The organism is Rhodococcus sp. USK13, from assembly GCF_018343855.1.
Classification (GTDB): Bacteria; Actinomycetota; Actinomycetes; order Mycobacteriales; family Mycobacteriaceae; genus Rhodococcus_F; species Rhodococcus_F oxybenzonivorans.
In genome coordinates this window covers 3,576,825-3,603,641 of the sequence record NZ_CP069242.1, presented here as the reverse complement: position 1 = coordinate 3,603,641, position 26,817 = coordinate 3,576,825, and the positions used below count along the sequence as shown (strand labels likewise).

23 protein-coding genes, 1 tRNA gene and 1 pseudogene are annotated in these 26,817 nt (G+C 65.4%); 12 read left to right on the top strand and 13 right to left on the bottom strand.

What is annotated here, in order from left to right; all coding sequences use genetic code 11:
- Window positions 1–53: 53 nt before the first annotated feature.
- From ftsX to prfB, 5 genes are all read right to left on the bottom strand, one after another.
- Window positions 54–959: a permease-like cell division protein FtsX gene (gene ftsX / locus JQT59_RS18995; protein ID WP_213571585.1), complete on the bottom strand. Its 906-nt coding sequence runs from the start codon at window positions 957–959 to the stop codon at window positions 54–56.
- A gap of 63 nt (window positions 960–1,022) precedes the next feature.
- Complete coding sequence (ftsE, locus tag JQT59_RS18990) at window positions 1,023–1,712, bottom strand: cell division ATP-binding protein FtsE (protein ID WP_109331159.1); 690 nt, start codon at window positions 1,710–1,712, stop codon at window positions 1,023–1,025.
- A gap of 55 nt (window positions 1,713–1,767) precedes the next feature.
- On the bottom strand, window positions 1,768–2,238 hold the full coding sequence (locus tag JQT59_RS18985; RefSeq protein WP_213571584.1) for an Rv3103c transmembrane domain-containing protein: 471 nt from the start codon (window positions 2,236–2,238) through the stop codon (window positions 1,768–1,770).
- Window positions 2,235–3,131, bottom strand: coding sequence for a mechanosensitive ion channel family protein (locus JQT59_RS18980; protein WP_213571583.1), 897 nt, complete (start codon window positions 3,129–3,131; stop codon window positions 2,235–2,237). Before JQT59_RS18980 ends, JQT59_RS18985 begins: the two co-directional genes overlap by 4 nt.
- A 6-nt stretch (window positions 3,132–3,137) precedes the next feature.
- Window positions 3,138–4,244 (bottom strand): peptide chain release factor 2, encoded by a 1,107-nt coding sequence (gene prfB / locus JQT59_RS18975; protein WP_109331164.1) that lies wholly within the window; start codon window positions 4,242–4,244, stop codon window positions 3,138–3,140.
- Between the two features lie 164 nt (window positions 4,245–4,408).
- Here prfB and JQT59_RS18970 point away from each other — a divergent pair.
- The 5 genes and pseudogenes from JQT59_RS18970 to JQT59_RS18950 form a co-directional block, all read left to right on the top strand.
- A pseudogene (locus JQT59_RS18970) lies at window positions 4,409–4,790 on the top strand (beta-class carbonic anhydrase); the annotation flags it as partial.
- 35 nt (window positions 4,791–4,825) lie between these two features.
- Window positions 4,826–5,629: a histidinol-phosphatase gene (gene hisN / locus JQT59_RS18965; protein ID WP_159925981.1), complete on the top strand. Its 804-nt coding sequence runs from the start codon at window positions 4,826–4,828 to the stop codon at window positions 5,627–5,629.
- A gap of 153 nt (window positions 5,630–5,782) precedes the next feature.
- Window positions 5,783–7,195 (top strand): acyl-CoA dehydrogenase family protein, encoded by a 1,413-nt coding sequence (locus JQT59_RS18960; protein WP_213571582.1) that lies wholly within the window; start codon window positions 5,783–5,785, stop codon window positions 7,193–7,195.
- 29 nt (window positions 7,196–7,224) lie between these two features.
- Complete coding sequence (locus JQT59_RS18955; protein WP_213571581.1) at window positions 7,225–8,430, top strand: acyl-CoA dehydrogenase family protein; 1,206 nt, start codon at window positions 7,225–7,227, stop codon at window positions 8,428–8,430.
- A 167-nt stretch (window positions 8,431–8,597) separates the two neighbouring features.
- On the top strand, window positions 8,598–10,223 hold the full coding sequence (locus JQT59_RS18950) for an acyl-CoA synthetase (protein WP_213571580.1): 1,626 nt from the start codon (window positions 8,598–8,600) through the stop codon (window positions 10,221–10,223).
- 56 nt (window positions 10,224–10,279) lie between these two features.
- On the opposite strand, the gene JQT59_RS18945 is transcribed toward JQT59_RS18950, so the two are convergent.
- Both JQT59_RS18945 and JQT59_RS18940 read right to left on the bottom strand, forming a co-directional pair.
- Window positions 10,280–10,356 (bottom strand) — tRNA-Met (locus JQT59_RS18945).
- A gap of 91 nt (window positions 10,357–10,447) precedes the next feature.
- Window positions 10,448–10,903 (bottom strand): SRPBCC family protein, encoded by a 456-nt coding sequence (locus JQT59_RS18940; protein WP_213571579.1) that lies wholly within the window; start codon window positions 10,901–10,903, stop codon window positions 10,448–10,450.
- Window positions 10,904–11,284: 381 nt separating this feature from the next.
- Between JQT59_RS18940 and JQT59_RS18935 the strand changes: the two genes are divergently transcribed.
- Both JQT59_RS18935 and JQT59_RS18930 read left to right on the top strand, forming a co-directional pair.
- Window positions 11,285–11,617, top strand: coding sequence for a transglycosylase family protein (locus JQT59_RS18935; protein ID WP_213571578.1), 333 nt, complete (start codon window positions 11,285–11,287; stop codon window positions 11,615–11,617).
- A 473-nt stretch (window positions 11,618–12,090) separates the two neighbouring features.
- Window positions 12,091–12,663 carry a transglycosylase family protein gene (locus tag JQT59_RS18930; protein ID WP_213571577.1) on the top strand — a complete coding sequence of 191 codons (573 nt, stop codon included), beginning with the start codon at window positions 12,091–12,093 and terminating at the stop codon, window positions 12,661–12,663.
- Between the two features lie 73 nt (window positions 12,664–12,736).
- Here JQT59_RS18930 and JQT59_RS18925 read toward each other — a convergent pair whose 3' ends face one another.
- Window positions 12,737–15,715, bottom strand: coding sequence for a UPF0182 family protein (locus JQT59_RS18925; protein WP_213577376.1), 2,979 nt, complete (start codon window positions 15,713–15,715; stop codon window positions 12,737–12,739).
- Window positions 15,716–15,877: 162 nt separating this feature from the next.
- On the opposite strand from JQT59_RS18925, the gene JQT59_RS18920 reads away from it, so the two are divergent.
- Window positions 15,878–16,483 (top strand): PPA1309 family protein, encoded by a 606-nt coding sequence (locus JQT59_RS18920; protein WP_213577374.1) that lies wholly within the window; start codon window positions 15,878–15,880, stop codon window positions 16,481–16,483.
- Window positions 16,484–16,522: 39 nt separating this feature from the next.
- Here the strand turns inward: JQT59_RS18920 and JQT59_RS18915 are convergent, their stop codons facing one another.
- The gene (locus JQT59_RS18915) at window positions 16,523–17,545 is read right to left on the bottom strand and encodes a YlbL family protein (protein ID WP_213577372.1); all 1,023 of its coding nucleotides are present in this window, start codon (window positions 17,543–17,545) and stop codon (window positions 16,523–16,525) included.
- Window positions 17,546–17,658: 113 nt separating this feature from the next.
- On the opposite strand from JQT59_RS18915, the gene JQT59_RS18910 reads away from it, so the two are divergent.
- From JQT59_RS18910 to JQT59_RS18900, 3 genes are all read left to right on the top strand, one after another.
- Complete coding sequence (locus JQT59_RS18910; protein WP_213577370.1) at window positions 17,659–19,086, top strand: zinc-dependent metalloprotease; 1,428 nt, start codon at window positions 17,659–17,661, stop codon at window positions 19,084–19,086.
- A gap of 120 nt (window positions 19,087–19,206) precedes the next feature.
- Window positions 19,207–20,100, top strand: a complete 894-nt coding sequence (locus JQT59_RS18905) for a hypothetical protein (RefSeq protein WP_213577368.1) — start codon at window positions 19,207–19,209, stop codon at window positions 20,098–20,100.
- 7 nt (window positions 20,101–20,107) lie between these two features.
- Window positions 20,108–21,451: an ABC1 kinase family protein gene (locus JQT59_RS18900; RefSeq protein WP_213577366.1), complete on the top strand. Its 1,344-nt coding sequence runs from the start codon at window positions 20,108–20,110 to the stop codon at window positions 21,449–21,451.
- A 77-nt stretch (window positions 21,452–21,528) separates the two neighbouring features.
- Here the strand turns inward: JQT59_RS18900 and JQT59_RS18895 are convergent, their stop codons facing one another.
- Both JQT59_RS18895 and JQT59_RS18890 read right to left on the bottom strand, forming a co-directional pair.
- On the bottom strand, window positions 21,529–21,870 hold the full coding sequence (locus JQT59_RS18895) for a WhiB family transcriptional regulator (protein WP_284707313.1): 342 nt from the start codon (window positions 21,868–21,870) through the stop codon (window positions 21,529–21,531).
- A 449-nt stretch (window positions 21,871–22,319) separates the two neighbouring features.
- Window positions 22,320–24,458, bottom strand: a complete 2,139-nt coding sequence (locus JQT59_RS18890) for an ATP-dependent DNA helicase UvrD2 (protein ID WP_213577860.1) — start codon at window positions 24,456–24,458, stop codon at window positions 22,320–22,322.
- An 80-nt stretch (window positions 24,459–24,538) separates the two neighbouring features.
- Between JQT59_RS18890 and JQT59_RS18885 the strand changes: the two genes are divergently transcribed.
- Window positions 24,539–24,793, top strand: coding sequence for a mycoredoxin (locus JQT59_RS18885; protein ID WP_109331191.1), 255 nt, complete (start codon window positions 24,539–24,541; stop codon window positions 24,791–24,793).
- On the opposite strand, the gene nudC is transcribed toward JQT59_RS18885, so the two are convergent.
- Window positions 24,790–25,704, bottom strand: a complete 915-nt coding sequence (nudC, locus tag JQT59_RS18880) for an NAD(+) diphosphatase (protein WP_213577364.1) — start codon at window positions 25,702–25,704, stop codon at window positions 24,790–24,792. The two genes, JQT59_RS18885 and nudC, sit on opposite strands and share 4 nt — an antisense overlap.
- A 19-nt stretch (window positions 25,705–25,723) precedes the next feature.
- Window positions 25,724–26,791 (bottom strand): potassium channel family protein, encoded by a 1,068-nt coding sequence (locus JQT59_RS18875; RefSeq protein WP_109331193.1) that lies wholly within the window; start codon window positions 26,789–26,791, stop codon window positions 25,724–25,726.
- Between the last annotated feature and the right edge of the window lie 26 nt (window positions 26,792–26,817).

The following is a 26,817-nucleotide window of genomic DNA, read 5'->3' as shown; positions in this document are numbered from 1 at the left end:
CGATGTTCATGAGCAGTTCGTTGTCTCCAGCATAGGAGAGGGAGCAAACCGAATTATTCGCGCACATACAAGCGCAACGTCACGTAGGCGGTGACCGCCGCCATGCCCACACCGACCAGCAGGAGCACGGGTGAGACGAACAGCACGTCGCTGTTGGAGATCCGGGCGACAATGTTCGCCTCGTACACATCGGCCAGCACGTCGTCGATGAACATGTTCTTCGCGGTGAACAAGCCCACGATGGCGAGTATGGCACCGATCACCGCCGCGACCACCGCCTCGAGGAGGAACGGCAACTGCGTGTACCACCGGGTAGCGCCCACCAACCGCATGATCCCGACTTCCGTCCGCCGGGTGAACGCCGCGATCTGCACCATGTTCGCGATGAGAAGCACAGCGGCGACCGCCTGCACGACGGCGATCGCGAACGCCGCATTGCGGACCCCGTTGAGGACGCTGAAGAGACGCTCGACCAGTTCACGTTGGTTGAGCACGCTCTCGACCCCGGGACGGGTACCGAACTGGTCGTTGATCACCCCGAACCGTTCGGGGTCGCTCAGCTTGACCTTGAACGACGCAGGGAAGCTGTCCGGGCTGACCAGTGCAGCGAGCTCGGGCTGATCCTTGAACACCCGCTCCGTCGCGTCCTTCACGGCATCGTCCCGGTTGAGGTACTCCACCGATACCACTGACGGGGTGTCGTCGAGTTCCGTGCGTAGCGAACGGCAGATCTCCGCCTCGCAGCCGGGGTCCGAGGTGGAGATGTCGTCCGTGAGGAAAATCTGCACCTCCACCCGGTCGAGGAAGATCTGCTGTGTCTTGCCCGCCATCTGCACCACGAGGAGTCCGCTTCCGAACAGCCCGAGGGAGATCGCGGTGGTGAGGATCATCGCGATCGTCATGGTGACGTTGCGACGGAGTCCGGTGAGGAGCTCACTGACAATGAAACTGGCACGCATCGGTAATCGGAGTCCTTCGTCGAATGGCTTGCGGACGGGCTGGCGTCGAGGGAGGGCGGGCGGCTAACGCCCCACGCCGTACACACCTCGGGCTTCGTCCCGCACCACTCTTCCGAGGTCCAGTTCGACCACTCGACGACGCATCGAGTCGACGATGTGATGATCGTGCGTCGCCATCACCACGGTCGTGCCCGTGCGGTTGATCCTCTCGAGCAACAACATGATGTCCTGGCTGGTCTCCGGGTCGAGGTTGCCGGTGGGCTCGTCGCACAGCAACACCAACGGCCGATTCACGAACGCCCGCGCAATCGCGACGCGCTGCTGCTCACCACCGGAGAGTTCGGTCGGCAAACGGTCCGCCTTGCCGGACAGACCCACCATCTCGAGTACCTCGGGAACCGTGCGCGCGATCATCGCCCGCGGCTTTCCGATCACCTCCAGAGCGAAGGCGACGTTCTCCGACACCGTCTTCTTCTGCAGAAGCCGGAAGTCCTGAAACACCACGCCCATGCTCTGACGCAACTTGGGCACCCGCCGAGCCGACAGCTTGTTGACGTGGAAATCGGCGATGTGAATGTCGCCCGAGGTCGGTGATTCCTCCTTGAGGAGCAGACGCATGAAGGTCGACTTGCCCGAGCCCGACGGGCCGATGAGGAAGACGAACTCACCCTTGTCCACTTCGACGCTCACCTTGTCCAGGGCGGGTCTCGTGGAGGTCTTGTACGACTTCGACACATTCTCGACGCTGATCACGAGGAGCCAGTCTAGACGTTATCGAACAGTGACCAAGTGAAGCGCAGGCCGAGCGTCATGGTCCGGTCTGCGAGCTGGGCGCGGTCGGGACCGGGGACATCGTCGTCGGCGTCCCGGGTGCTGCAGGAGCGGGGAAGAGTTGCGGCAATCCGAACGGCTGCGTGGTCGTGGTCGGCTGCGTGCTCTGCGACGGCATCGTCAACCCGGGGGTGGATTGGGGCGTCGGCTCGGTAGTGGTCGACTCCGTCGTCTCGGTGATCTCGGTCGGGGTGTCGACCGTCGACGACGGCAGTGATGTCACCGGAACCTGTTCCTCACTGGGCACGGGAGTGGTGATGGTCGGGGCCGGCGGGGGTGCCTGTCCAGCGTCCTCGGCGGGATTGAGCGAGGTGTACAGGGTGTACAGCGCTACCCACAGCAAGCACAGCACCAGCGTCGACGTCCGTACCCGTCCGCCGAACAGCTTCGACGGAAGGACATGCGAGTGCAGGATCCGATCGAGTCCGCGCCTCGGTTCTTCACTCATACCGCGTCCTCCCCCACCCGGACGGTCTGCAGGTCCGGGGACACGGTGATCCCCTGCCGGCGCATCGCGCTGGCGACGCGCACCCGGAGAGCACGCCCGACCTGGAATTGCTTACCCGGAAGGGTCCGGGCGACCATACGAACGCTCACCTCGTCGACGGTCAGGCGTTCGACACCCATCACCGTCGGCTCGTCGAGCAGCAGCTTCTTCAGTCCGCGATCCGCAAATGCTTCGACGCCGACCTGGTGCAGTACCTCGTTGACCTGGTTGATGTCGGCGGCCGCGGGCACCGGAACGTCGATCACGGCGCGCGCCCAGTCCTTCGACAGGTTGATCGCCTTGACGATCTGGCCGTTGGGGACGGTGATGACTTCGCCGTCGGTGTTCCGCATCCGCGTCACACGCAGCGTCACGTCCTCGATGACACCTTCGGCGTCGTCCGAGGCCCCGGTGACGGCGAGCCGGACCGTGTCACCGAAGCCGTACTGACGTTCGGTGATGATGAAGAATCCGGCGAGGATGTCCTGAACCACGCGCTGCGCGCCGAAACCTAGCGCCGCACCGAGTACGGTGGCCGGCGCCACGAGACTGCCGATCGGCAAGCTGAGCTGATCGAGCACCTTCATGGTGGCGATGACATAGATGATGGTGATGACCACCCAGGTGATCACCTGAGCCACCGAGTGTCTGTGCTTGGTGGTCTCGGATCGGACCAGGGCGTCGCCCTGCATGTAGCTGTTGTCGATGCGGTCGGTGATCTTGTCGCCGCCCCAGCTGACGAGTCTGGCCATCAGTAGGGCACCGAGCACCGTCAACGACACGGCCAGCCCTGTGGAGCTGAGCCAGTCGAGAAGATTCCGAGTGGGAGCGAACATGGTTGCGGTGATCTCCATAGGCGTCTAGGCCTGGTTCTCGCGCATCCGCCACCGGATGCCGGACTCCAGGAATCCGTCGATGTCGCCGTCGAGGACGGCCGACGGGTTGTTGACCTCGTACTCGGTACGCAGGTCCTTCACCATCTGGTAGGGGTGCAGCACGTAGGAACGCATCTGATTGCCCCACGAACTGCCGCCGTCGCCCTTCAATGCATCCATCTCCGCGCGCTCCTCCTTCCGCTTGACCTCGAGCAACTTCGCCTGCAGGACCCGCATCGCCGACACCTTGTTCTGCAGCTGCGACTTCTCGTTCTGACAGGTGACGACGATTCCAGTCGGAATGTGCGTCAGGCGCACCGCCGAGTCGGTGGTGTTGACCGACTGCCCACCCGGACCGGAGGAGCGGTAGACGTCGACGCGGACGTCGTTCTCGTTCACGTCGATGTGGTCGGTGGTCTCGACGACCGGCAGTACTTCCACCTCGGCGAAGGACGTCTGCCGACGCCCCTGGTTGTCGAAGGGGCTGATCCGCACAAGGCGGTGGGTGCCCATTTCCACCGACAGGGTGCCGTAGGTATACGGCGCCTTGATCGCGAACGTCGCGCTCTTGATTCCGGCCTCCTCGGCATACGAGGTGTCGTAGACCTCGACCCCGTAGCCGTGCTTCTCCGCCCACCGAATGTACATACGCATCAGCATCTCGGCCCAGTCTGCGGCATCGATACCTCCTGCGCCGGATCGAATGTTGACCAGCGCGTCACGCTGGTCGTACTCGCCGGACAGCATGGTTTTGACTTCCATGGCCTCGATGTCGGCCCGCAGCGACTCCCTCTCGGCATCGGCGTCGGCGAGCGCCTCGGCACCCGCATCCTCCTCCGCGAGCTCGTAGAGAAGAGGAAGGTCGTCGAGCCGCTGGCGCAGCTCCTCGACGCGGCGCAGTTCGGCCTGCGAGTGCGAGAGCTGGCTGGTGACCTGCTGTGCATGCTCCTGGTCGTTCCACAGGTCAGGGTCGGCCGCCTGGTGTTCGAGTTCGTCGATGCGGCGACGCAGCTCCTCCACATCCAGCACCGATTCGACGGTACGGAGGGTGGTGTCGAGCTCGCCTAGTTCTGCAGATACGTCGGGATGCACGGTGTTCAAGGTTACCGGGTAATTCTGCGGGCGATTTCACCCCCGCGCGCAACTGCAGTCACCCCTTCCGATCAGCCGATGCGAACCCTTGCGGTCGCCGACGTGCCAGGCGTTCGATGCACGGGTGCGCACATGCCTGTGCGGTCCCCATTCCGCAGTTTCCCCGGACGGAGTTGTACCGGATCCTCGGCCTCCAGGAAGGAGAGAGCCACGTGATCCGAAACGCCAGGCGGGGTGGTGACGGACAACGAGATCCGCTCACTCGCCATCAGTCAGCGGCTACTCGGCACCACGGAGATCATCCTGATCCATCACACCGACTGTGGGATGCTGACCTTCACAGACGACGACTTCAAGCGATCCATTCAGGACGAGACAGGGCTGAAGCCTAGCTGGGCGGCCGAGACATTCTCGGACCTCGACGAAGACGTCCGGCAGTCGCTGCGCCGGATCGAGTCGAGTCCCTTCATCACGGCCACCACCTCACTGCGCGGATTCGTGTTCGACGTGGCCACGGGAAAGCTCAGGGAAGTCACGAGCGGCTGAAGTTGGGCGGGCGCCGCCGAGTAATCTGTGCAACCGTGACCGACCTCGACGCCGACCTCCAGCTCGCACTCCACATCGCAGACGAGGCGGACGCGATCACCACGGCCCGGTTCGGCGCTCTCGATCTCGCGGTCGACGACAAACCCGACCTGACTCCGGTGTCCGACGCCGACCTGGCGGTGGAGCGGGCGGTCCGGTCGACGCTCGAATCGGAGCGCCCGGGCGATGCCGTGCTGGGTGAGGAATTCGGCGGCGATGCCCAATTCTCGGGACGTCAGTGGGTGGTGGACCCGATCGACGGGACCAAGAACTTCGTCCGCGGCGTTCCCGTGTGGGCAACTCTCGTCGCCCTCCTCGACGACGGAGTGCCCGTCGTAGGCGTGGTCAGCGCTCCTGCACTGGCTCGCCGATGGTGGGCGGCAGCGGGCGCCGGCGCCTGGGCCTCGTTCGCAGGGGCCGCGCCGAGCCGTATTTCCGTCTCCGCCGTGGACCGACTCGAATCGGCGAGTCTCACGTTCTCGAGCCTGTCGGGGTGGAGGGATCTCGGCATCCGCGAGCAGTTCCTCTCCCTCACCGACGACGTCTGGCGGGTCCGTGGCTTCGGCGACTTCTTCTCCTATTGTCTGCTCGCCGAGGGCGCCGTCGACATCGCCGCGGAACCCGAGGTCTCGCTGTGGGACCTCGCTCCGCTGGATGTACTGATCCGGGAGGCGGGCGGGCGCTTCACCGACCTCACCGGTGCTGACGGACCGCACGGCGGAAGCGCTGTGGCCACCAACGGCCTGCTGCACGACGAGGTCCTCGACCGCCTACGAAAGCCCCACCTGCACGCTCACTGACATCGCCGAACGACGAACGGCCCGGCCTGGAACTTCAGGCCGGGCCGTTCGCCGTTCAGGGACCTGACGCCCGGAACTTACTCAATAGTAGACACCAACCTTACTGCTGAGTAAGATAGCTGGTGTCCACGCCCGAACACCGAGAAACAGCTGGTGATCATGAGCAAGCAAGACACAGTTGCCCCCCACGACAGCGGAAAGCGGAAGCCCCGCGACACGTCCGCGGTCGGACTCAACCCCGTCAGGCGCGACGCCATGGGTGCCGCGATGCGAGTGTTGACCAAGATCACGGGTTCCGATCTGGCAGAGAAGTACAACTTGCGTCAGACGATCGATCGGGTGACCTACGAAGGCACGAAGACAGGTTTCCGAACCCTCGGTGCCGCCACCCGCGGTTTCAAGAAGGTGTCCGGCGGGGGCGCGCCGAAACGGCTCCCCGGCAATCCGAGCGCTGCAGCGGGCTATTTCGACCTGACCCCGACCGACGAGCAGCAGATGATCGTCGAGACCGTGCGCGAGTTCGCCGCCGAGATCCTGCGCCCAGCCGGCCATGACGCCGACGCCGCCGCGGCCGCCCCGGCCGATCTCGTGAAGCGCGCCGCCGAACTCGGTATCACCCTGATCAACGTCCCGGAGGAACTCGACGGCGCGGCCAGTGAGCGCGGAGCCGTCACCAACTCGCTCGTCGCCGAGGCCTTGGCGCACGGAGACATGGGCCTGGCGCTTCCGATCCTCGCTCCCAGTGGCGTCGCGGTAGCCCTGACGCAGTGGGGTACCGACGCCCAGCAGAAGACGTACCTTCCCGCGTTCACCGGCGAGCAGGTTCCCAATGCCGCTGTCGTCGTGAACGAACCACGGGCGCTGTTCGATCCGTTCGCGTTGCAGACCAAGGCGGTCCGCTCGCCGAGTGGATACCGGCTCAACGGAGTGAAGAGCCTGGTTCCGGCTGCCGCAACATCCGAATTGTTCATCGTGGCAGCAGAACTGGACGGCAAGCCGTCCTTCTTCATCGTCGAGGCCGACTCCAAGGGACTCGTTGTCGAAGCCGATCCGAGCATGGGCCTGCGCGCCGCCGGACTCGGCCGCCTCGAGCTGACCGATGTCGCGGTGCCGGAGTCGGCGCTGCTCGGAGACGGTGACGCCGATGCGCGAAAGGCCGAGTACGCGGACGCCATCCGCCTCGCCCGCCTCGGTTGGGCATCGCTCGCGGTGGGCACCAGCCAGGCCGTGCTCGACTACGTCATCCCGTACGTGAACGAGCGGGTGGCGTTCGGCGAGCCGATCAGCAACCGTCAGGCAGTGGCCTTCATGGTCGCCAACATCGGTATCGAGCTCGACGGAATGCGTCTGGTCACGCTGCGTGGTGCATCACGGGCGGAACAGGGCCTCTCGTTCGCCCGCGAATCGGCACTCGCCCGGAAGCTCGCTTCCGAAAAGGGAATGCAGATCGGTCTCGACGGCGTGCAGTTGCTCGGCGGCCACGGCTACACGAAGGAACACCCCGTGGAGCGCTGGTACCGCGACCTTCGCGCCATCGGTGTTGCCGAAGGCATCGTCCTGATCTGAGCGGCCGGATTCGAACTAAGGAAACAGTCATGATCAACCTCGAACTTCCCAAGAAGCTCAAAGCCTCCGCGAACCAGGCACATCAGGTCGCTGCGGAGATTTTCCGGCCGATCTCGCGCAAGTACGACCTTGCCGAGCACGCCTACCCCAAGGAACTCGACACCATGGCCGCCATGGTGGAGGGGCTCAACGACTCCGGCAAGGGTGCCGCAGGCGCTGCCCTCGGGCGCGGTGACGAGCCCAAGGTCATCGGAAACGTCAACGGGGGCAACATGTCCTCACTGATGAACGTGATCGAGACCTGCTGGGGCGACGTGGGACTCACACTCGCCATTCCGTACCAGGGTCTCGGCAACTCTGCGATCGCCGCGGTCGCCACCGATGAGCAGCTCGAGAGGTTCGGCAAGGTGTGGGCCTCGATGGCCATCACCGAACCGGGCTTCGGTTCGGACTCCGCCGCGGTCACCACCACGGCGGTGCTCGACGGCGACGAGTACGTCCTGAACGGTGAGAAGATCTTCGTCACCGCCGGTGAACGTTCCACGCACGTCGTCGTATGGGCCACGGTCGACAAGACCAAGGGCCGGGCAGCGATCAAATCGTTCGTCGTCCCCCGGGATGCACCGGGACTGAGCGTCGCGCGTCTCGAGCACAAACTGGGGATCAAGGCGTCCGACACCGCGGTATTACTGTTGCAGGACTGTCGGATTCCGAAAGACAACCTCCTCGGTACGCCCGAGGTGAACGTCGAGAAGGGTTTTGCCGGCGTCATGCAGACGTTCGACAACACCCGTCCGATCGTCGCCGGCATGGCCGTGGGACTCGGCCGCGCTGCACTCGAGGAACTGCGCCACATCCTCACCGACGCGGGGGTCGAGATCTCCTACGACACCCCGGCATACAACCAGCACGCGGCCGCCGCAGAATTCCTGCAGCTCGAGGCCGACTGGGAAGCTGCCTACCTGCTGGCGCTGCGCGCCACCTGGATGGCCGACAACAAGAAGCCGAACTCACTCGAAGCGTCCATGTCGAAGGCCAAGGCCGGTCGCACCGGAACAGCGATAACTGTGAAGGCCGTCGAACTTGCCGGCACGTGGGGATACTCCGAGCGTCCGCTTCTCGAGAAGTGGGCTCGCGACTCGAAAATCCTCGACATCTTCGAGGGCACGCAGCAGATTCAGCAGCTGATCGTGGCCCGCCGCCTGCTGGGGAAGTCGTCTGCCGAATTGAAGTAGCAGCTCAGGAATAGTTTCAACGAGGGATGTAGCCCCCGCTGCGGTCACCTGCGGCGGGGGCTTCTTCGTGTCCGAAATCCGGTGACGAGGACCGACGTAACGGCAGTACACGACACCGACCGTCCTCTAGTCTGAACGTGACATCCGTCACGCCGGAAGGGGCATCCATGCCAGCTCAGCACCTTCTCACCAAGATCGCGGACACCGCGGGAGCCGTTCGGGTGATGAACCGCTCCGGCCTCGTGCCGTTCCCCCGGGTCGACCAGGGCATTCGTTCCCTCCTGGCAGTCCGGAAATACGGCCCGTTTGCGGGTCCGGTGCACGCTCACGCCGAGGCCCGACTCGACGCGGTGGCGTTGATCGACGAGCGCGGGCCACTCACCTATATCGACATCGACGAGCAGTCGAACGCCCTGGTGCGCGCGTGGCAGGCAGAGGGCATCACCCCAGGGTCCGTCATGGGATGTATGTGCCGCAATCACCGCGGCCTGGTACTCACCATGCTCGCGGCCGCCAAGAACGGCACCCGCCTGGTACTGATGAATACCGGTTTCGCACGGCCGCAGCTCGTCGACGTGGCCGCCCGCGAGCAGATCGAAGCGTTCGTCTACGACGACGAATTCCGCCAGGTCGCCGAGGCACTCCCCGATGAGGTCATCTCGTACCGATCGTGGGCAGAAGACGGTTCTGCGTCGCAGGTGCGCACCCTCGACGACCTGATCGACGGCGTCGATCGCGGCCCCGTCCCGGCCCCTTCCACCGAGGGTGGTTTCGTTCTCCTCACCAGCGGCACCACCGGAACGCCGAAAGGTGCGCCGCGGGGCCACACCTCGCCGCTGGCGTCTGCCCAATTCCTCGACCGGGTTCCCCTGCGGCGCGGGCAGACGATGATGATGGCCGCGCCCGCGTTCCACGGAACAGGCGTCTCGCAGTTCGCGCTCGCGCTCGCCCTCGGCCAAACGGTGGTCATGCACCGAAAGTTCGACCCGGAGAACACCATCCGCCTGTTGGAGAAGCACCGCTGTGACGTTCTCGTCGTTGTTCCCACCATGTTGCAGCGCATCATCGACCTCGGCCCGGACACCCTGTCGAAGTACGACACCTCGAGCCTGACCATCATCTTCGCGGCCGGGTCGTCGCTGTCCCCCGATCTGTGCAAACGGACCACCGCAGCGTTCGGACACGTTCTGCACAACCTCTACGGGTCCACCGAGGTCGCCGTTGCCACCGTGGCGACGCCCGCCGACCTCGCGTTGGCCCCCGGCACCGCCGGCCGTCCGCCCGTCACCTGCCACGTGGAACTGTACGACGAAGCCGGACAACGGATCACCGAACCGGAAACGGTCGGACGAATATTCGTGGCCAGTGGGCTCAGTTTCTCCGGCTACACCGACGGCCGCGACAAGGAACGGATCAACGGCCTGCTCTCGACCGGCGACGTGGGCCACTTCGACCGCAACGGACTGCTCTTCGTCGACGGCCGCGACGACGACATGATCGTGTCCGGTGGCGAGAACGTCTACCCCCTCGAAGTCGAGAATCTCCTCGCAGACAGGGAAGACGTGATCGAGGCGGCCGTCATCGGTGTCGAAGATGCCGATTTCGGGCATCGGCTACGAGCATTCGTCGTCCCTGCACCGGGGTCCGCGAAGGATGCCGAGGAGATGAAGGCTTACATCAAGTCGAATCTCGCCCGGTACAAGGTTCCGCGCGACATCGTGTTCATCGACGAACTCCCCCGCAACGCCACCGGCAAACTGCTCCGTAGGGCGCTCATCGAGATGGAGCCCTGAGCGCAGCCATGCACAGCGAAGAACGGCGTCCTGGAATCCAGGACGCCGTTCTTCAGTGGTAGCGGGGACAGGATTTGAACCTGCGACCTCTGGGTTATGAGCCCAGCGAGCTACCGAGCTGCTCCACCCCGCGCTGCATGAACAAAGTTACACGAGCGAACGAACGGAAAGCAAATCGCGTCGACGGCCGCTCCCCAGGGGTCGCCGGCGGGCCGAGCAGACGGTCACGAATTGCCGAGTTCGGCTTCCAGAATGCCCTTCAGGCGGGCTAGATCCTTGTTGTTGGCTCGGCGCATGGCGCGGGCCGACACCGGCGCACCGATCCTCGCAAACCCCGACGGCTCGCCACGATTGCGCAGGGTCATTCTCGTACTCCTATCGGCTGTCTCTTCCCATTCATAGATCGTTTCCATCGGGAAGGGACCCTCAGCAGTGCGCATCACGAGGCGCGTGTCCGGTACGTGCTCGACGACCTCGTAGGTGTACACGAGACGTCGCCCCAAGAACTCGGCGACGAAGGCGAACTCGGCGCCCATCTCCACATGGCCCGCACAATCACCCTTCACCTCGGTGATATTCGCGTACCACGCGGTCGCATTTCCCGGGTTCGACGCGTACGCCGCGACCTCGTGTCGCGGTCGCGCGATCGTGGTCTGAGTCACGACGTCCACAGCGGCCATACATTCTCCCATCGGCTACTTTCCAGCACCTCAACAGTCACAGCCGTTACCGGAACGTTATGATGCTCGTCACATTCTAGCGAATTCCTGTAACGGTCTCCGTGACCATTTCTCACCTTCCGACCTGCGGAAATCCCAACCATACGTCCCACTATTTGGACGGGCGTCACAAAAAACGACCCCGTGACCATTCCGTGATCGACGCGTACGTTCGTTGCCAGCCCGAAACTACCGGGCAACGCCGACCCGCCGCAGCTCGACCTGCCCCCGCGGATTCGGAATCCCGACACCTCGAGGGGCAGGGGCGAAAACGACCAGGGTCGGCACACCAGCCGACGCGTGACGTACTTCGTCAGCACATTGCGGAGAGGAAACAGACTTATGACCAACACCAGCATCGTCAAGCGGACCATGGGCGCGATCGCACTCGCCGGAGCAGTCGTCGGCGTGCCGCTCGGACTGAGCACCGGTACGGCATCGGCCGCCTCCGGCAACTGGGACGCAGTCGCACAATGCGAGAGCGGCGGCAACTGGGCCATCAACACCGGAAACGGCTACTACGGCGGACTCCAGTTCTCGCAGAGCACCTGGGAGGCCAACGGCGGCAGCGGCAGCGCATCCAACGCCTCGCGCGAAGAGCAGATTCGGGTGGCCGAGAATGTTCTGGCAACTCAAGGCCCGGGCGCCTGGCCGGTCTGCGGTCAGTACCTCTGATCCGCTGACCGCGATCGAACGATGCCCTGCGCGCAGTACGACTGCGCGCAGGGCACTTTCGCGTCGCGTGCGTGCTCGAAGGCTGCCGGACAACAGGATTCGCGGACACGCTGACGTGAGCTACTCCACAATAACCCCGTGATCCGCACCACATAACGCGAAGGTAACGACGCGGCCCCGAATTGGTCTCGACACGCGCCTACCAGCACATATGCCGGATTTGCCAGCTTGGTGCTGTACCCGCGTACCACAAATCGCCGGGTGAATCGGCGGCAAACCTCCCGTACGGTCGCTCTCGGCCCGAAACAACCGGGCACAAGCCGGCCCGCCGCTGCCAACTCTGCCCCGCGGGTTCGGTAATCCCCGAAACCTTCGAGGGGCAGGGACGTGGCAACCGGTACACGTGCCGGGAACGACGAGGACGTCGCCCGCAGGCCGGCCACGCCAGCAAGCGCGGAGAGGATTTGCCCCACATGACCAATTCCACCTTCAGCAAGCGTGCCCTCGGCTGGATCGCCGTCACCGGTGCTGTCGTCGCCGTCCCGCTCGGACTGAGCACCGGCACCGCCTCGGCTGCTTCCCACAACTGGGACGGTGTCGCGCAGTGCGAGAGCGGCGGCAACTGGGGCATCAACACCGGGAACGGCTACTACGGCGGACTCCAGTTCTCCCAGAGCACCTGGGAAGCCAACGGCGGCACCGGCACGGCCTCCAGCGCCAGCAAGGCCGAACAGATCCGCGTCGCCGAGAACGTCCTCCAGACCCAGGGCCCCGGAGCATGGCCGACCTGCGGTCAGTACCTGACCACCGGTGGTGGCGACGTCGCCGAGGCCCCGGCCCCGGCCCCTGCGCCTGCCCCGGCCCCTGCGCCTGCCCCCGAGCCCACCCCGGCGCCGGCACCGGTCACCGAGGGGCCCGCACCGGCTCAGCCGATTGCCCAGCAAGGGATCGACACCGCTCGTCAGCTCGCCGAGCAGAACGGCTTCGGACAGCAGTTCCAGCAGCTGATCGATGCGAACCCGCAGCTGATCGCCGCGTTGCGCTGATCGACCAGTACACGACGAGGCCCTGTCATCCGCTCGGATGACAGGGCCTTGTCGTTCGTACTTTTCGTGAGGCTTACTTGGGGATGGCCTCGTAGGCGGCAACCGCCCGCTGTACGCGAGCGAGGGCGTCGCCGTATGCGGCGAAGTCACCGCTGCGCTGAGCCGCAGTCAGCGCATCCAGGGACGCGTCCAACTCGGCGACGGCGGCCGCAACATTCGACGACGGCGGCGGCGCAGGCGCCGCGGGTGCGGGTGCCCCGCCCTGGCTGGCCGGCGGCGTGCCCCCGTCGGGGTCGGGGGGTGTGCCCTCTGCTGCGCTGGGCGCCGTGGCCACCGCACCGGTGCCCGCACCGAAGACCTGGTCGAGCGCCTGGGCCAACGTGGGGGCGTAGCCGACGCGAACGCTGTTACTCGGCGGTGGCTCGCGGTAGCTCACGAGCACCCGCGACAGCTGCGGGAACGTGGACGTGTTCTGGCCGGTCGAACTCCGCTCCGTATACATCGGCTCGACGTACAGGATCCCGCCGTCGGCGATGGGCAACGTCAGTAGGTTGCCGTACTGAATCTTGTTCGAACGCTCGAGCAGAGTTCGTTCCGAAGCCACCCGCGGATCGGAAATCATCGAGTTCTGTGTCTGCTGCGGACCTTGGGTCTGCGTATCCGTCGGCAACTGGAGCACGGTGAATTTGCCGTAGTCCTCCGGATCCGATTTGACCGACAGATAGGCGGACAAGAACTCGCGACTGTAACCCACCATCGCACTGGTCAGGTTGAACGACGGTTTCCCGGTTTCGGGGTCGCCCACGAGGACGTAGTACGGCGGCTGATTGGCGCTCGTGTCGATCGTGGGATCACTCGGCACCGACCAGAAGGCGTTGTTCGTGAAGAATTCCTTCGGGTCGTCGACGTGGTACTTGGCCAGCATTTCGCGCTGAACCTTGAAGAGGTCCTCGGGGTAACGGAAGTGCGCGCCCAGTTCCTCGGGAATCGAGTCCTTGGCTTCCACGGCCCCGGGGAACACTCCCATCCAGGCATCGAGGACGGGATCGTTGTCGTCCACCTGGTACAGCTTGACGGTTCCGTCGTACGCGTCGACGGTGGCCTTCACGGAGTTCCGGATGTATGAGACCTCTTTCCGCGGAAGCAATCGACCTGTGTTCTGGTCGATGCTGTCCTCGACGAGCCCGTCGAGGGAGCTGCGCTGCGCGTACGGGTAGTTCTCCAACGTGGTGTAGGCGTCGACGATCCACACGATCTTCCCGTCGATGACCGCCGGGTACGAATCCCCGTCAGCCGTGAGCCACGGTGCCACATGCGTGACACGCTCGCGGGGATCACGGTTGTAGATGATTTTCGAATCCGATCCGATGGCACCCGAGAACAGGATGTTGCGTTCCGTGTACTTGGCTGCAAAGGCCAGCCTGTTGAACCAGTTCCCGATGGGAACACCCCCGGCCCCGGTGTAGCGGTACCGCGCCTGGTCGGTGTCATATTCGCGAGGATCGGAACCGTTTGCACCACCGACGATGGCATAGTCGGCATCGGTGTCCGCGATAACCTCGCCGTAGTAAATACGTGGCTGTTCGACCGGGATGACCTGGTTCCCGGCCTGCTGCGACGCGATGTCGCTGACCATGTACACCGGGTAGCCGCTGTTACTGTTGGCCGCCTCCTCGACGGATTCGCCCGCGGCGGCGTTGACCCGGTTGGCCGGTGCCGCGACCAGTCCGTTGCCGTGGGTGTAGACGGTGTGCTTGTTGATCCAGTCCGTCTGGTTGCCCGTGAGGCTCTTCGACGACAGTTCACGCGCCGCAACGATGTAGTCACGCACTTCGCCGTCGATGTCGTACCGATCGATGTCGAGCGACGGCGGGAAGCCGTAGAAGTTCTTGAGCTGCTGCTGTTGCGTGAACGTCCGGGACAGGATGTTCGGATCGAGCAGGCGCGTGTTCGCGATGGTGGACACGTCTGCCGGTACGTCTCGTGGCGGCTGTGTGCCGTACCCCTGATAGTCCTTGTACTCGACCTTGTCGTCGGTGATGCCGTACGCCTGCCGGGTGGCCGCGATGTTGCGTTCGATGTACGCGCTCTCCTTGTCGGCCGCGTTGGGACGCACCGAGAACTGCTCCACGACCAGCGGCCACACGGCCCCGACCAGAATGGACGACAGCACGAGGAGCGCGGTGGCCATGGCCGGGATGCGGAGGTCGCGCAGAACGATTGCCGCGAAGAAGGCGCCGGCACAGATCACCGCGATGGCGAGCAAGATCAGCTTCGCCTGCAGCACTGCATTCATGTCCGTGTAGCTACCGCCGGTGAAGGTGGGTTCCTTACGACTGCTCGACAGAAGTGAATAGCGATCGAACCAGTAGGCGACCGCCTTGAGCAGGATGAAGGTACCGGCGAGCACGGCCAGCTGGACACGGGCCGCGTTGGTGAGCGCACCTCCCCGGCCGGCCAACTTGAGCCCACCGAAGATGTAGTGCGTCACCAGACTTGCGAAGAAGGCGAGCAGCACTGCGACGAACAGCCAGTTGAGAACGAAACGATAGAACGGCAGATCGAACGTGTAGAAGCCGACGTCGAGGCCGAACTCGGGATCGGTGACCCCGAACGCGCCACCGTTCATGAACAACTGCACGGTGACCCAACTCGACTGCGCGATCAGCCCGGCAAGAAGGCCCACAGCGATCGGAATGGCCAACCCGAACAGGCGCAGACGCGTCATCACGGTGGTCCGGTACCGCGCCACCGGATCGCTCGGCCCCGAGACCGGGACGAACACGGGACGCGACCGGTACGCGAGCAGCAATGCCAGCCAGACGATTCCGCCGACTACCAGGCCGACCACGAGGAAGAGGAGCAGCCGGGTGACGAGCACCTTGGTGAAGACGCCGCGGAAGCCGACTTCACCGAACCACAACCAGTCCGTGTAGGTCGTGATCAGCCGAGGGCCCACCAGCAGCAGGGCAGCGACGACAAGCGCCAGCACCAGCAGCACTCGACTGCGTTTGGACAACGACGGTAATCCTGCGGGGGGCCGCATGCCCACGTGCCACACTCCAACGACTCGGCGACGCTGACGCGCCGCGATCAACTGCACCGTTCTGCCGTCCACACCCGAACTGCGTGGGCGTGACCGTTTCGTCCCACTCTACGTAACAACGGGCGGACGCGACCGCCGGTCCTCGTTCGAGGGTGCGAAGATGAGTCCGTGAGTGAAGAGAATGTGAACCCGGAGTCGGACGCCCTTGCCCGTTGTGTGCGCGAGGTCGTCGAATTCGTCGATGCAGGAGGGTGGGATCAGCCCCCGCAGATGTTCGCACTCGTCCCGACCGAGCTTCTCGCCGCCGCCGAACCCAGCCTGCTCGACCAGCTGGCCGACGGTGCGGAATTGACTCCCATAGAACAGGATCCGTTCCCCGACGACATTTCCGGCGGGTCACGCGCTCTCGACGAGTTCCTCGCCACCACCAGTTGGCCGGAATCGGTGGCGGGATGCGCGCTCGTGCAGGAAATCGTCATTCTGCCGCCCGAGGCGGAATCCGACCTCGACGAGGCACTGGTACCCCTGCTGTCCGATCGGGACGCCGCCGACGACGCCGCGCGGGCCGCCGCCGAGTCCCATCCCGACCGTCGATCCGCCCGATTGATCGCAGCGGTACTGCGAGACGGACCGTCGCTGTGCCTGATGCAGTTGCGACCCGACGAGGACGCCGATCCCTACGCGCCGATCGAGCTGCTGGCATACGAGAATCTGGCACCGAATCTCGTCAGCGCCCTGTACGCCACCCTCGACGCAGCCGAGGACGACGACTAGGCCGGCCCCGGTCTCAGCAGACGACTAGCCGGGCCGGTCTCAGCAGTGGGGCGCGTCGGCTCCGGAGTTGACGGCCGCGAGTCCGTCGACCGCCCCGTCGAGGTTCTCGACCTTCACCAACCGCAGCCCGTCGGGAGCACCCTGTCGCGCCTCGTCGCAGTTCATCGCGGGAACGAGGAACGTCTCGGCGCCTGCCTCGCTCGCGGCGATCAGCTTGTACTTGATACCGCCGATCGGCCCGACGTCTCCGTCGGAGTCGATCGTGCCGGTGCCCGCAACGAACTTGCCGCCGTTCAGTTCACCCGGGCTGAGTTTGTCGATCAGCGCGAGCGCGAACATCAGTCCCGCCGACGGGCCGCCGACGTCGGCGAGATTGAAGTCGACGGTGAACGGGACGTCCGGCGACTCCTCCGGAGTGATGCCCAGATAGCCTTTCGACCCGTCGTCCGGGCGCGCGCCCAGGACCACCGGGACGGAAGTTTCGACGCCGTCGCGGACCACCACGACCGGCACCTCCGAGTGCGGCGCAGTGTCGGCCACGGCTTGCTGGACGTCACCTACCGTGGACACCGGTGTGCCCGCGACACTGACGAGCCTGTCGCCCTGCTTCAGGATGTCCCTGGACGGGCCGTCCTCGCCGACCTTGGCGATCTCGAGCGCCACCGGCTTGTCGAGAAAGTGAAGGGCCGCCAGTTCGGCGCTGTTCTCGGACTGCTGGAAGTCTGCGTCGTTTTCCTGCTTCACTTCGTCCTTCGACTTGTCGGGCGGGTACACCTCCTCGCGGGGAACGATTCCCTGGCGCCCGCTGGCCCACAGGCCGAAAGCCTCGAACACGTTGAGGTTGTCGCGCACTGCCACGGTGGTCATGTTGAGGTGTCCGGTGGTGTCGTCCACCTCGGCCCCCTCGATGGCGACCACCTCTTCGCCGTCCACTTCGCCGAGCGTGTTGAAGGTCGGGCCGGGACCGAGGGCCACATAGGGCACCGTGATGACCGTTCCCAGCACTCCGAGCACCACGATCGGGGCAAGGGCAGCCAGGAGTGTCACTATCCGTCGATTCACCTGGACCAGGGTAGAGCGCGCAGCCGCCGTCACCCCGCGCGACCGCGGGCGTGTTCGCCGTCAGCGTGACGCGGAGAGGGACCCCGGGACTGTCGGCCTTGTACCGTTGAGTCATGAGCAATATGCCGTTCGGCTTCTCGAACTCCGACGACGATCCCGACCGCGACAAGGACAAGGGAGACCAGTCCGGGCCCGACAGCGCCAAGAATGCGGGCGGCCCCGGGGACTTCGGTTTCGGGGCGGGTGGTTTCCCCTCGGGTGATTTCGATCCGGCGGCCCTCGGCCAGATGCTCACTCAATTCGGTCAGATGCTGAGCGGCATGGGGTCGTCGATGGGTTCGGGCGAGCAGACCGGGCCGGTCAACTACGAGATCGCGAAGAAGCTCGCGCGCCAGCAGATGGGGTCGGTCACACCGATCACCAAGGGTAATTCGGAGGCGATCGCCGACGCGTCGCGCCTGGCTGAACTGTGGCTTGATGCGGCGACGACCCTGCCTGCCGGAGCGACGAGAACCGTCGCGTGGACGCCTAACGACTGGCTCGACAACACCCTCGACACGTGGAAGCGGCTGTGTGATCCCGTCGCCGAGAAGGTCTCGGGAATGTGGGTGCAAGGGTTGCCCGAAGAGGCGAAGCAGATGGCCGGACCCATGCTCGGCATGATGAGCCAGATGGGGGGTCTCGCGTTCGGGTCACAGTTGGGCCAGGCTCTCGGCCAGCTGTCGAAAGAGGTGCTGACCTCCACCGACATCGGGTTGCCCCTCGGCCCGGCCGGTACCGGAGCACTTCTTCCCGCCGCCGTGGAAAGGTTCAGCAAGGGCCTCGAACAGCCCGACCGCGAGATTCTCGTCTTCCTCGCCGCCCGGGAGGCCGCCTACCAGCGCCTTTACAGCCATGTCCCGTGGCTGCGGCAACGACTTCTCGCCACCGTCGAGGAGTACGCGCGCGGAATCACCATGGACTTCTCCGCCATCGAAGACATGGCCAAGGGACTCGACCCGTCCGCGCTGACCGATCCCTCGCAGCTCGAGAACATCCTCCAGCAAGGCGCATTCGAACCGCAGACCACGCCGGAGCAGAAGCAGGCCCTCGAGCGTCTCGAAACGCTCCTCGCCCTCATCGAGGGGTGGGTCGAGGTGGTCGTGTCCGCCGCACTGAACGACCGCCTGCCCGGAGTCGCGGCGTTGAGCGAGACACTCCGGCGCCGACGTGCCAGCGGTGGACCGGCAGAGCAGACATTCGCGACCCTCGTCGGTCTCGAACTACGCCCCCGCAAGGTGCGCGAGGCTGCCCAGCTCTGGAGCCGTCTCACCTCGGAGTCCACCATCGACGCCCGCGACGGTGTCTGGGCTCACCCCGACTTGCTGCCGGACTCGTCCGACCTCGACAATCCCGGCATGTTCGTCGATCGCGTCCTCGGCGGTGGGGAGAGGGGAAACTTCGACGATCCGATGGCGCAACTCGAGGCGACCGAAGCGCGCGAGCGAGCCGAGGAAGCCGAGCGCGGCGATTCCGGCGCGGGCGACGAACCGACCTCCTGAAAGTCGCTGTGCCCCAATTTTCGGTGCGGCCGAGAGTTGCCAGGTCAGCCACCATTTCGTCCTGTGGATAACCGTCGTCGGACCGGTAGGGGCGCGGAGGCGTCGTGACACGCTCTGCGTGTGACCGTCCAGCATCCGCGTCCCATCGGCCCCACTCTCGACCCTCGCATCGCGGTACTGACCCGCCCCGACGGCCGCGTCCAGTTCGGCTGGGATCCCGAGCGTGCCCTGATCCTCGAGCCGCCGCCCGGAATCCTCACTGAGCAACTCCTGGCAATTCTCCGATTACTCGACGGCAAGACCTCCCGACCGCACGTGCTCTGGACGGCGGTCGAAAGCGGTATGTCGCCCACCGACTTCTCGAAGCTTCTCGGGGACCTCGACAGGGCAGGACTGCTCGACGTCGCGGACTCCCCCGACGCCGCCGAGACCCATACGGTTCGGGTGCACGGTCGCGGACCGCTCTCGGACGCAGTCTCGGCGGGACTGACCGATGCCGGCATCCGCGTCTCGCGGTCGTCCCGCTATTCCGCAGAAGGCGACGTGCGGCGGTGGAACGCCACCTGCGCCGTGCTCGCCGACGATCTGGTTGCCGAGCCGCGACTGGTCGCCGATCTCGTGCGCAGCGGCATCCCCCACCTCCCCGTGCGGGTACGTGACGGGCGAGGAGTCGTAGGCCCCCTCGTTCTCCCCGGCCACACCAGCTGTCTCCGCTGCGCTGATCTGCTTCGCTCGGCCTACGACCAGGACTGGCCGCATCTGGCCGCACAACTCCTCGGGACGGTGGGGCACGCGAGCCCCGCGGTCATCATGGCAACCACTGCCGTGGCGCTGGGGCAACTCGAGGTCGTCCTGTCCTCTCCTCGAGGGCACGCACCTGTCAGCCTCGACGCGACCCTCGAGATCGACCTCGGCGCTCACCGACTGGTCACCCGAAGGTGGCCGAGGCAGGTGACCTGCAGCTGTGCATACCTGGCACCCGCTGTGGGCGAATCGAGCCGTCTTCCGTCATGATGGTGGAGTGTCCGACATCCCCCGCAGGAGTTCTGCCCGCACCGCCAAACTCGCGAGCATTCCCTTGGGGATCGCCGGTCGTGCCGCCGTCGGGTTCGGCAGGAAGCTGACCGGCGGCGACCGGGTGGAGATCGACGCGCAGCTGAGCGCACGGGCAGCGGAGCAGTTGTTCGCCGTACTCGGTGAACTCAAGGGCGGGGCCATGAAGCTCGGTCAAGCCCTCAGTGTGATGGAGGCGGCGATCCCCGAGGAATTCGCCGAGCCATACCGGGAGTCGCTCAACAAACTTCAGGCGCAGGCTCCTCCCCTTCCTGCACGCGCTGTGCACAGAATGCTGGACCAGCAGCTCGGTACCAAATGGCGTGAGCGGTTCATGTCCTTCGACGACACGCCGACCGCCTCGGCCAGCATCGGACAGGTACATCGCGCCGTGTGGGCCGACGGCCGGGACGTCGCCGTCAAGGTGCAGTATCCGGGGGCCGACGAAGCCCTGCGAGCAGACCTCAAGACCCTCGGACGTTTCGCGGGTCTCTTTGCGTCGGTGATGCCCGGCGTCGACGTGCGTCCCGTCATCGACGAGTTCACTGCCCGCACCGAAGAGGAACTCGACTACCGCATCGAGGCGAACAATCAGCGCCGATTCGCCAAGGCATACGACGGCGACCCGCAGTTCGCGGTCCCGCATGTCGTCGCCAGCTCCCCCAAGGTGGTGGTGAGCGAGTGGATGACCGCGAAGCCGCTCTCGGCCATCATCGCCGACGGAACACCCGAGGAACGCAACACTGCGGGCGCTCTGCTGGCCGAATTCCACTTCGCCTCCCCTGCGCGGGTCGGACTGCTGCACTGTGATCCCCATCCGGGAAACTTCATGTTGCACAGCGACGGTCGGCTCGGCGTCATCGACTTCGGTGCTGCCGCACCCTTTCCCGACGGGCTGCCTCCCGTCCTCGGCACGATGGTGCGTCTGGCACTGCACGAGCAGTTCGACGAGCTGACGGAGTTGCTGCACGCCAATGGATTCGTTCTTCCCGGTCGGAAAGTAACCGACAAGGAGATCGCCGACTACCTGCGTCCGCTGACGGATCCGATTCGGACCGAATCCTTCCACTTCACCCGTGCCTGGCTACAGAAGGCTGCCGGCACCGCAACGGACTTCAACAGCGCACAGTTTCGGACTGCCCGAGCCCTGAGTCTGCCACCCGAGTACCTCATGATCTTCCGAGTCCTCGTCGGCTCGGTGGGTATCTGCGCTCAGCTCGATGCGTACGCGCCCTATATGGCGATCCTCACGCGGTGGCTTCCCGGATTCGACGATCCGACGCAGGAGGGCGACGGCACCACCGTCCGCTGAACGACGTCAGACGTCCGCCCAGACAACTCGTGCGAGTTCCCTGGGCGGACGCCGTTGTCCATGCACTCAACCGGTCGTCAGGCACACACCAGGGTCTGCGCCTTGCGCGGGCGGCCGCGAGGACGCTTACGAGCGACCACAACTCCCTGATCGAAGATTTCGCCGCCCCAGACTCCCCACGGCTCGCCCCGATCGAGCGCTGCATCGAGGCAGCGCAACCGGATCGGACACGACGCGCACAGCGCCTTGGCCTGCTCCAGCTGGGTGGGGGAATCCGCGAACCACAGGTCCGGATCGTCGGCCCGGCAGGGCAGATCCCGTCGGGTGGAAACAATGTCAACAAATCCGCTTGTGGCGGTTGAGGTTTCGGATACCCCTCGGCATGTCACGGTAGACACGTCGTTCTCCTCTGCTCTCAGTGCGTCGGTCGTTTGTCGGTTCGATGTACAAGGTGCGAACCAGAGCCGAGGCTGCGAGCGAGGAAAGTGCTCGAACTACGAAGGCCACGGTCCGCGATGCGGGTCCGTGGCCTTGGAAAGACGGTGGGAGTGTTCTAGCGAGGAATTCCTCGACAACTCCGCGACACGGACTCGGCTGCTGCTGCGGGACGACGACGGGATGCCGACCAGGCAATTGCCGGTGCCGCCTCCGTCGCGCTCATGCCGAGCAACGCAGAGGTGGCAGCGACTGCCGTCTTGTGTACGGAGTAGAACTTCATGTCGGGGCCACCTCCACTTCTTGTCGAACCGATGTGAACTGCACGAGTCCCCCCGTGCGCTGAAACCACAGTAGGCAAAATTCCATATCCGCACAACCTATTTTTGACCTGCGGCGATGCGCCTTTTGTTCGCCTGCGGACGGAGAGTCGTCATGGCGATCCGCTCGACCTGATCACGCCGAGCACATCCTCACCGAACTGTTCGAGCTTCTTGGCGCCGATCCCGGGGATGGCGACAAGTCCCCGGTCGTCCTGCGGGCGCTGTTCGGCGAGCGCCGTCAGCGTGTTGTCGCTGAACACCACATACGCGGGCACCTTCAACTCCCTGGACTTCTCGAGCCGCCACGACCTCAGCGAATCGAGCAGTTCCACATCCACATTCGACGGGCAACCTTCACACCGTCCGAGCATCGTGGCCGTGGTACCGATCAGTGGCTTCCCGCACAGTCGGCACCGCGGACGCTTCTTCGCGTTCTGGGGCGGAGCGGCGATGCGCGACGCCGGCGAGTCTTCCGGAATCAGCCCGTGCAGGAACCGGGACCGCCGACGGCTCTTGCGGCCGCCCTCGTTGCGGGAAAGCGCCCAGGACATCTGCAGGTGTTCGCGCGCGCGGGTGACCCCGACATAGAGAAGCCTGCGCTCCTCCTCGATCGCGGCCTCGTCGGGGGCCGAGTTGGCATCGCCCAGCACGTGCTGAATGGGCAAGGTGCCGTCCGTCAGACCTACCAGGAACACCGCGTCCCACTCGAGTCCCTTCGCGGCATGCAACGACGCCAGCGTGACGCCCTGTACCACCGGTGGGTGCCGCGCCTCCGCGCGAAGGCCGAGTTCGCGGAGCAGTCCGTCGAGCGTCAGATCGGGATCCTGCGCCAGCTGTTCCTCCGTGAGAGCGACGAGCGCGGACAGCGAGGACCATCGCTCGCGGGCCTGCGCACCCGAAGGTTCCGTGTCGGTCAAACCCAGCGGCACCAGCACGGCACGCACCAGGGTGACGAGGTCGGCACCGACCGCATCGGGCAGGTCGTCGCGACCGGCCGCCTGACGCAGTGCCGATACGGCCTGACGAACCTCGGTCCGCGTGAAAAAGCCCTCGCCGCCGCGGACCTGATATGGGATGTCGAGCTTGGTCAGGGCCTGCTCGTGCACCTCGGACTGGGCGTTGATCCGGTACAGCACCGCGATCTCCGCGGCAGGCGTTCCGCGGGCGATGAGCCGCTTGATCGCACGGGCCACTCCGGCGGCCTCGGCAGGCTCGTCATCGAACTCCGCGAAAGTCGGTTCGGGCCCCGACTTCCGCTGGCCGATCAACTGCAACCGCGTACCAGCGATCCTGCCCCGCGCCGCGCCGATCACCCGGTTGGCCATCGAGACCACCTCGGGGGTCGACCGGTAGTCGCGCTCGAGGCGGACAACGGTGGCTTCGGGGAACCGTCGCGAGAAGTCGAGCAGATAGTTGGGCGTGGCGCCCGTGAACGAGTAGATGGTCTGGTTGGCATCGCCGACGACCGTGAGATCGTCGCGCTCGCCGAGCCATGCATCGAGCACCCGCTGCTGCAGTGGCGTCACGTCCTGGTACTCGTCGACCACGAAGCACCGGTACCGGTCCCGGAACTCCTCGGCTACCGCCGAATGCTCCTCCAGGGCGGCCGCGGTGTGCAGCAGGAGGTCGTCGAAGTCGAGCAGCATCGCATCCTGGCCTCGAGCCTTGAGTTGCTCGTACCCGTGATACACCTCGGCCACTTTGGCGGCGTCGGCAGGCGCCTCGCGGTGCACCTTCGCCACCGCGCGTGGATAGTCCTCCGGCGCGATCAGCGACGCCTTGGCCCATTCGATCTCGCTTGCCAGGTCCCGAACACTCTCGGTGCTGGTAGACAACCCGACACGACCGGCCGCAGCGGAGACCACCGCGAACTTTCGGTCCAGCAGCCGCCACTCGGTGTCTCCGACCACCTGCGGCCAGAAGTACCTCAGCTGGCGCAGTGCGGCCGCGTGGAAAGTGCGCGCCTGCACCTGGGTGCCGCCATCACCGATTCCGAGGCTCCTCAGCCTGCCTCGCATCTCCCCCGCAGCCCGGGCCGTGAACGTGACCGCCAGTACCTGTCCCGCCGCGACGTGTCCGCTGCCGACGAGGTGGGCAATCCTCCGGGTGATGGTCCGCGTCTTTCCCGTCCCCGCGCCCGCCAGCACGCAGACCGGACCACGAGGCGCGAGGACGGCCGCGGACTGTTCGGGATCGAGGCCGGTACTCGTCGCCTCTGCTGGGGCACCTGCTGACATGGCGTCCATCATGGCAGGGACAACCGACACCCCGCGCAGCGGTGGAAGAGCCGCATGGGAACACTTCACTCGGCCGTGGTGTTATATGCGCCGTGACTGCTACAGACAACAAGGCCCTGACCATCTACTCCACCACCTGGTGTGGCTACTGCCGCCGCTTGAAGAAGCAGCTGGACGAGTCCGGTATCGGCTACGTGGAGATCGACATCGAGGAGGATCCGGCTTCGGCCGAGTTCGTCGGTAGCGTGAACGGTGGCAACCACGTCGTCCCCACGGTCAAGTTCGCCGACGGCAGCACCGCGACCAACCCGTCGCTGTCCCAGGTCAAAAAGGCACTCGGGGTCTAGGCCTCCGCCCCGTCTGCTCCCACCCAGGATTCGATCATTCCGCGGGCAATGGAAATCGAGCCGGGGAGCAGCAGGGGTGCGTCGGCGTCGGATGCCCAGTCACCGAACTCGAGTGCACTGCGCACCTCCTCGCGGGTGAACCAGCGAGCCTCGGCGATCTCGCCGTCCGCGAAGATCAACGCGGCGCCGGGATCGCCGACGGCCGAGAATCCGATCATCACCGACCGCGGAAACGGCCACGGCTGACTACCGAGATACTGCACGTCGCGGACCTCGAGACCCACTTCTTCCTTGATCTCGCGCATCACACACGTCTCGAGCGACTCCCCCGCCTCGACGAAGCCGGCGAGAATCGAGAACCGGCGCGGCGGCCACGTGGGTTGCCGTGCCAGTAGCACCCGGTCTCCATCGTCGTGGACGAGGCAGATGACGGCGGGATCGGTGCGCGGAAACTCCTCGTGCCCGGTGCTGGTCGAAATTCGTGACCAACCCGACATCGTCGGTTCCGACGCAGCACCGTCGAGGGCGCTGAAACCGGCACTGTCGTGCCAGTTCAACATCGCGATCGCGCCGGTCAGCACGCCGGCATCCGCATCGTCGAGTGTTCCGCCCAGCACGCGAAGGTCGGCCAGCTCGCCGGTCATGGCCTGCACGCGCACCGCCCAGACGTGCCGGTCCTTGCGGATGCCCAGGAAAACCGCACCGCGGACGGGCTCCGGACCGAGCTCGGTTGCCGCTCCGAACACGAGGCCGTCGTCGTCGACACGGACCTGACCGCGATGGTTGACCCGCAGAAGTACCGCGTCCTGCCATCCCGTTCGCAGGGCGTCGGTGTCCGAACGCAATTCTTCGGCGCGGCCGACCGCGGAGCGCGACAGGAGCGGAGTTTCGTTCAACCGGAATGCAGTCACACGTCGACAGTACTGCCGGTCAGTTAGCGACCCTACGGATGTACAGCAACCGGTCGTTCTCCTCCACCGAATCGACCTCCGGGGAGCCGACCCGCACCAGTCGCCCGTCCCGGACGACACCGAGGACGATGTCGGCCAGATGCCGCGGTGAACCGCCGATCTCGTCGCGTTCCACTGCCCGTTCGGCGATCGCGAAGCCGGCCTCCGGAGTCAGCAGATCCTCCATCATCTCGACGACACTGGGAGTGGTCGTGGCGATGCCGAGCAGCCGGCCCGCAGTCTCGGAGGACACCACCACCGAGTCGGCGCCCGACTGCCGCAGCAGGTGGGTGTTCTCCGACTCTCGAATGGCCGCGACGATCTTTGCTTGCGGCGCGATCTCGCGTGCCGTCAGGGTGACGAGAACGGCGGTGTCGTCGCGGTTGGCCGCCACGATGATGGCCGCCGCATTCTGGGCGCCCGCCAACCGCAGGACATCCGACTTGGTGGCGGAACCGTGGACGGTGACCAGCCCTTTGCTTGCCGCCGATTCGAGGACCGCCTGATCGGTGTCGACGACGACGATGTCCGACGGGGTGACCCCGTCGCCGAGCATCGCGTCGATCGCGGTGCGCCCCTTGGTTCCGTAACCGATCACGACCGTGTGGTTGCGCACGTGCTGCCTCCAGCGCTGGATTTTGAACGCCTGCCGGGAACTCTCCGTGAGAGCGGAGAGAGTCGTACCGACCAGGACGATGAGGAAGAAGATTCGAAGGGGTGTGATGAGCAAAACGTTGATCAGACGCGCCGACGGCGTGAACGGGGTGATGTCGCCGTACCCCGTCGTCGACAACGACACCGTGGCGTAGTAGACGCAGTCGAGCAGTGACAACTCGTTGTCCTGGGCGTCGCGATACCCGGCGCGATCGATGTAGACGATCAGGACGGCCAGGGCCAGAGCGGCGAGAGCGATCGCCACTCGGCGGTAGATCGCCCGCGCAGGACTGGTCTGCAACTGGGGAATCCTGAGGACACCCACCAGTGCGAAGTCCGGCCGGTCCGTCAGGGTGTCCGACCTGTTCAATCTCGCACGTAGCCTACCGGCCATATATTCGTCTCCACTGGGCACAGAAC

Bases quoted from the DNA above. Each gene is read 5' to 3' on its own strand.
- JQT59_RS18955 (WP_213571581.1), top strand. From the start codon at position 7,225: ATGATCAACCTCGAACTTCCCAAGAAGCTCAAAGCCTCCGCGAACCAG.
- JQT59_RS18910 (WP_213577370.1), top strand. From the start codon at position 17,659: ATGAGCAATATGCCGTTCGGCTTCTCGAACTCCGACGACGATCCCGAC.
- JQT59_RS18940 (WP_213571579.1), bottom strand. From the start codon at position 10,903: ATGGCCGCTGTGGACGTCGTGACTCAGACCACGATCGCGCGACCGCGA.
- JQT59_RS18930 (WP_213571577.1), top strand. From the start codon at position 12,091: ATGACCAATTCCACCTTCAGCAAGCGTGCCCTCGGCTGGATCGCCGTC.
- JQT59_RS18985 (WP_213571584.1), bottom strand. From the start codon at position 2,238: ATGAGTGAAGAACCGAGGCGCGGACTCGATCGGATCCTGCACTCGCAT.
- JQT59_RS18875 (WP_109331193.1), bottom strand. From the start codon at position 26,791: ATGGCCGGTAGGCTACGTGCGAGATTGAACAGGTCGGACACCCTGACG.
- JQT59_RS18890 (WP_213577860.1), bottom strand. From the start codon at position 24,458: ATGATGGACGCCATGTCAGCAGGTGCCCCAGCAGAGGCGACGAGTACC.
- ftsX (WP_213571585.1), bottom strand. From the start codon at position 959: ATGCGTGCCAGTTTCATTGTCAGTGAGCTCCTCACCGGACTCCGTCGC.
- JQT59_RS18980 (WP_213571583.1), bottom strand. From the start codon at position 3,131: ATGGAGATCACCGCAACCATGTTCGCTCCCACTCGGAATCTTCTCGAC.
- JQT59_RS18935 (WP_213571578.1), top strand. From the start codon at position 11,285: ATGACCAACACCAGCATCGTCAAGCGGACCATGGGCGCGATCGCACTC.
- JQT59_RS18950 (WP_213571580.1), top strand. From the start codon at position 8,598: ATGCCAGCTCAGCACCTTCTCACCAAGATCGCGGACACCGCGGGAGCC.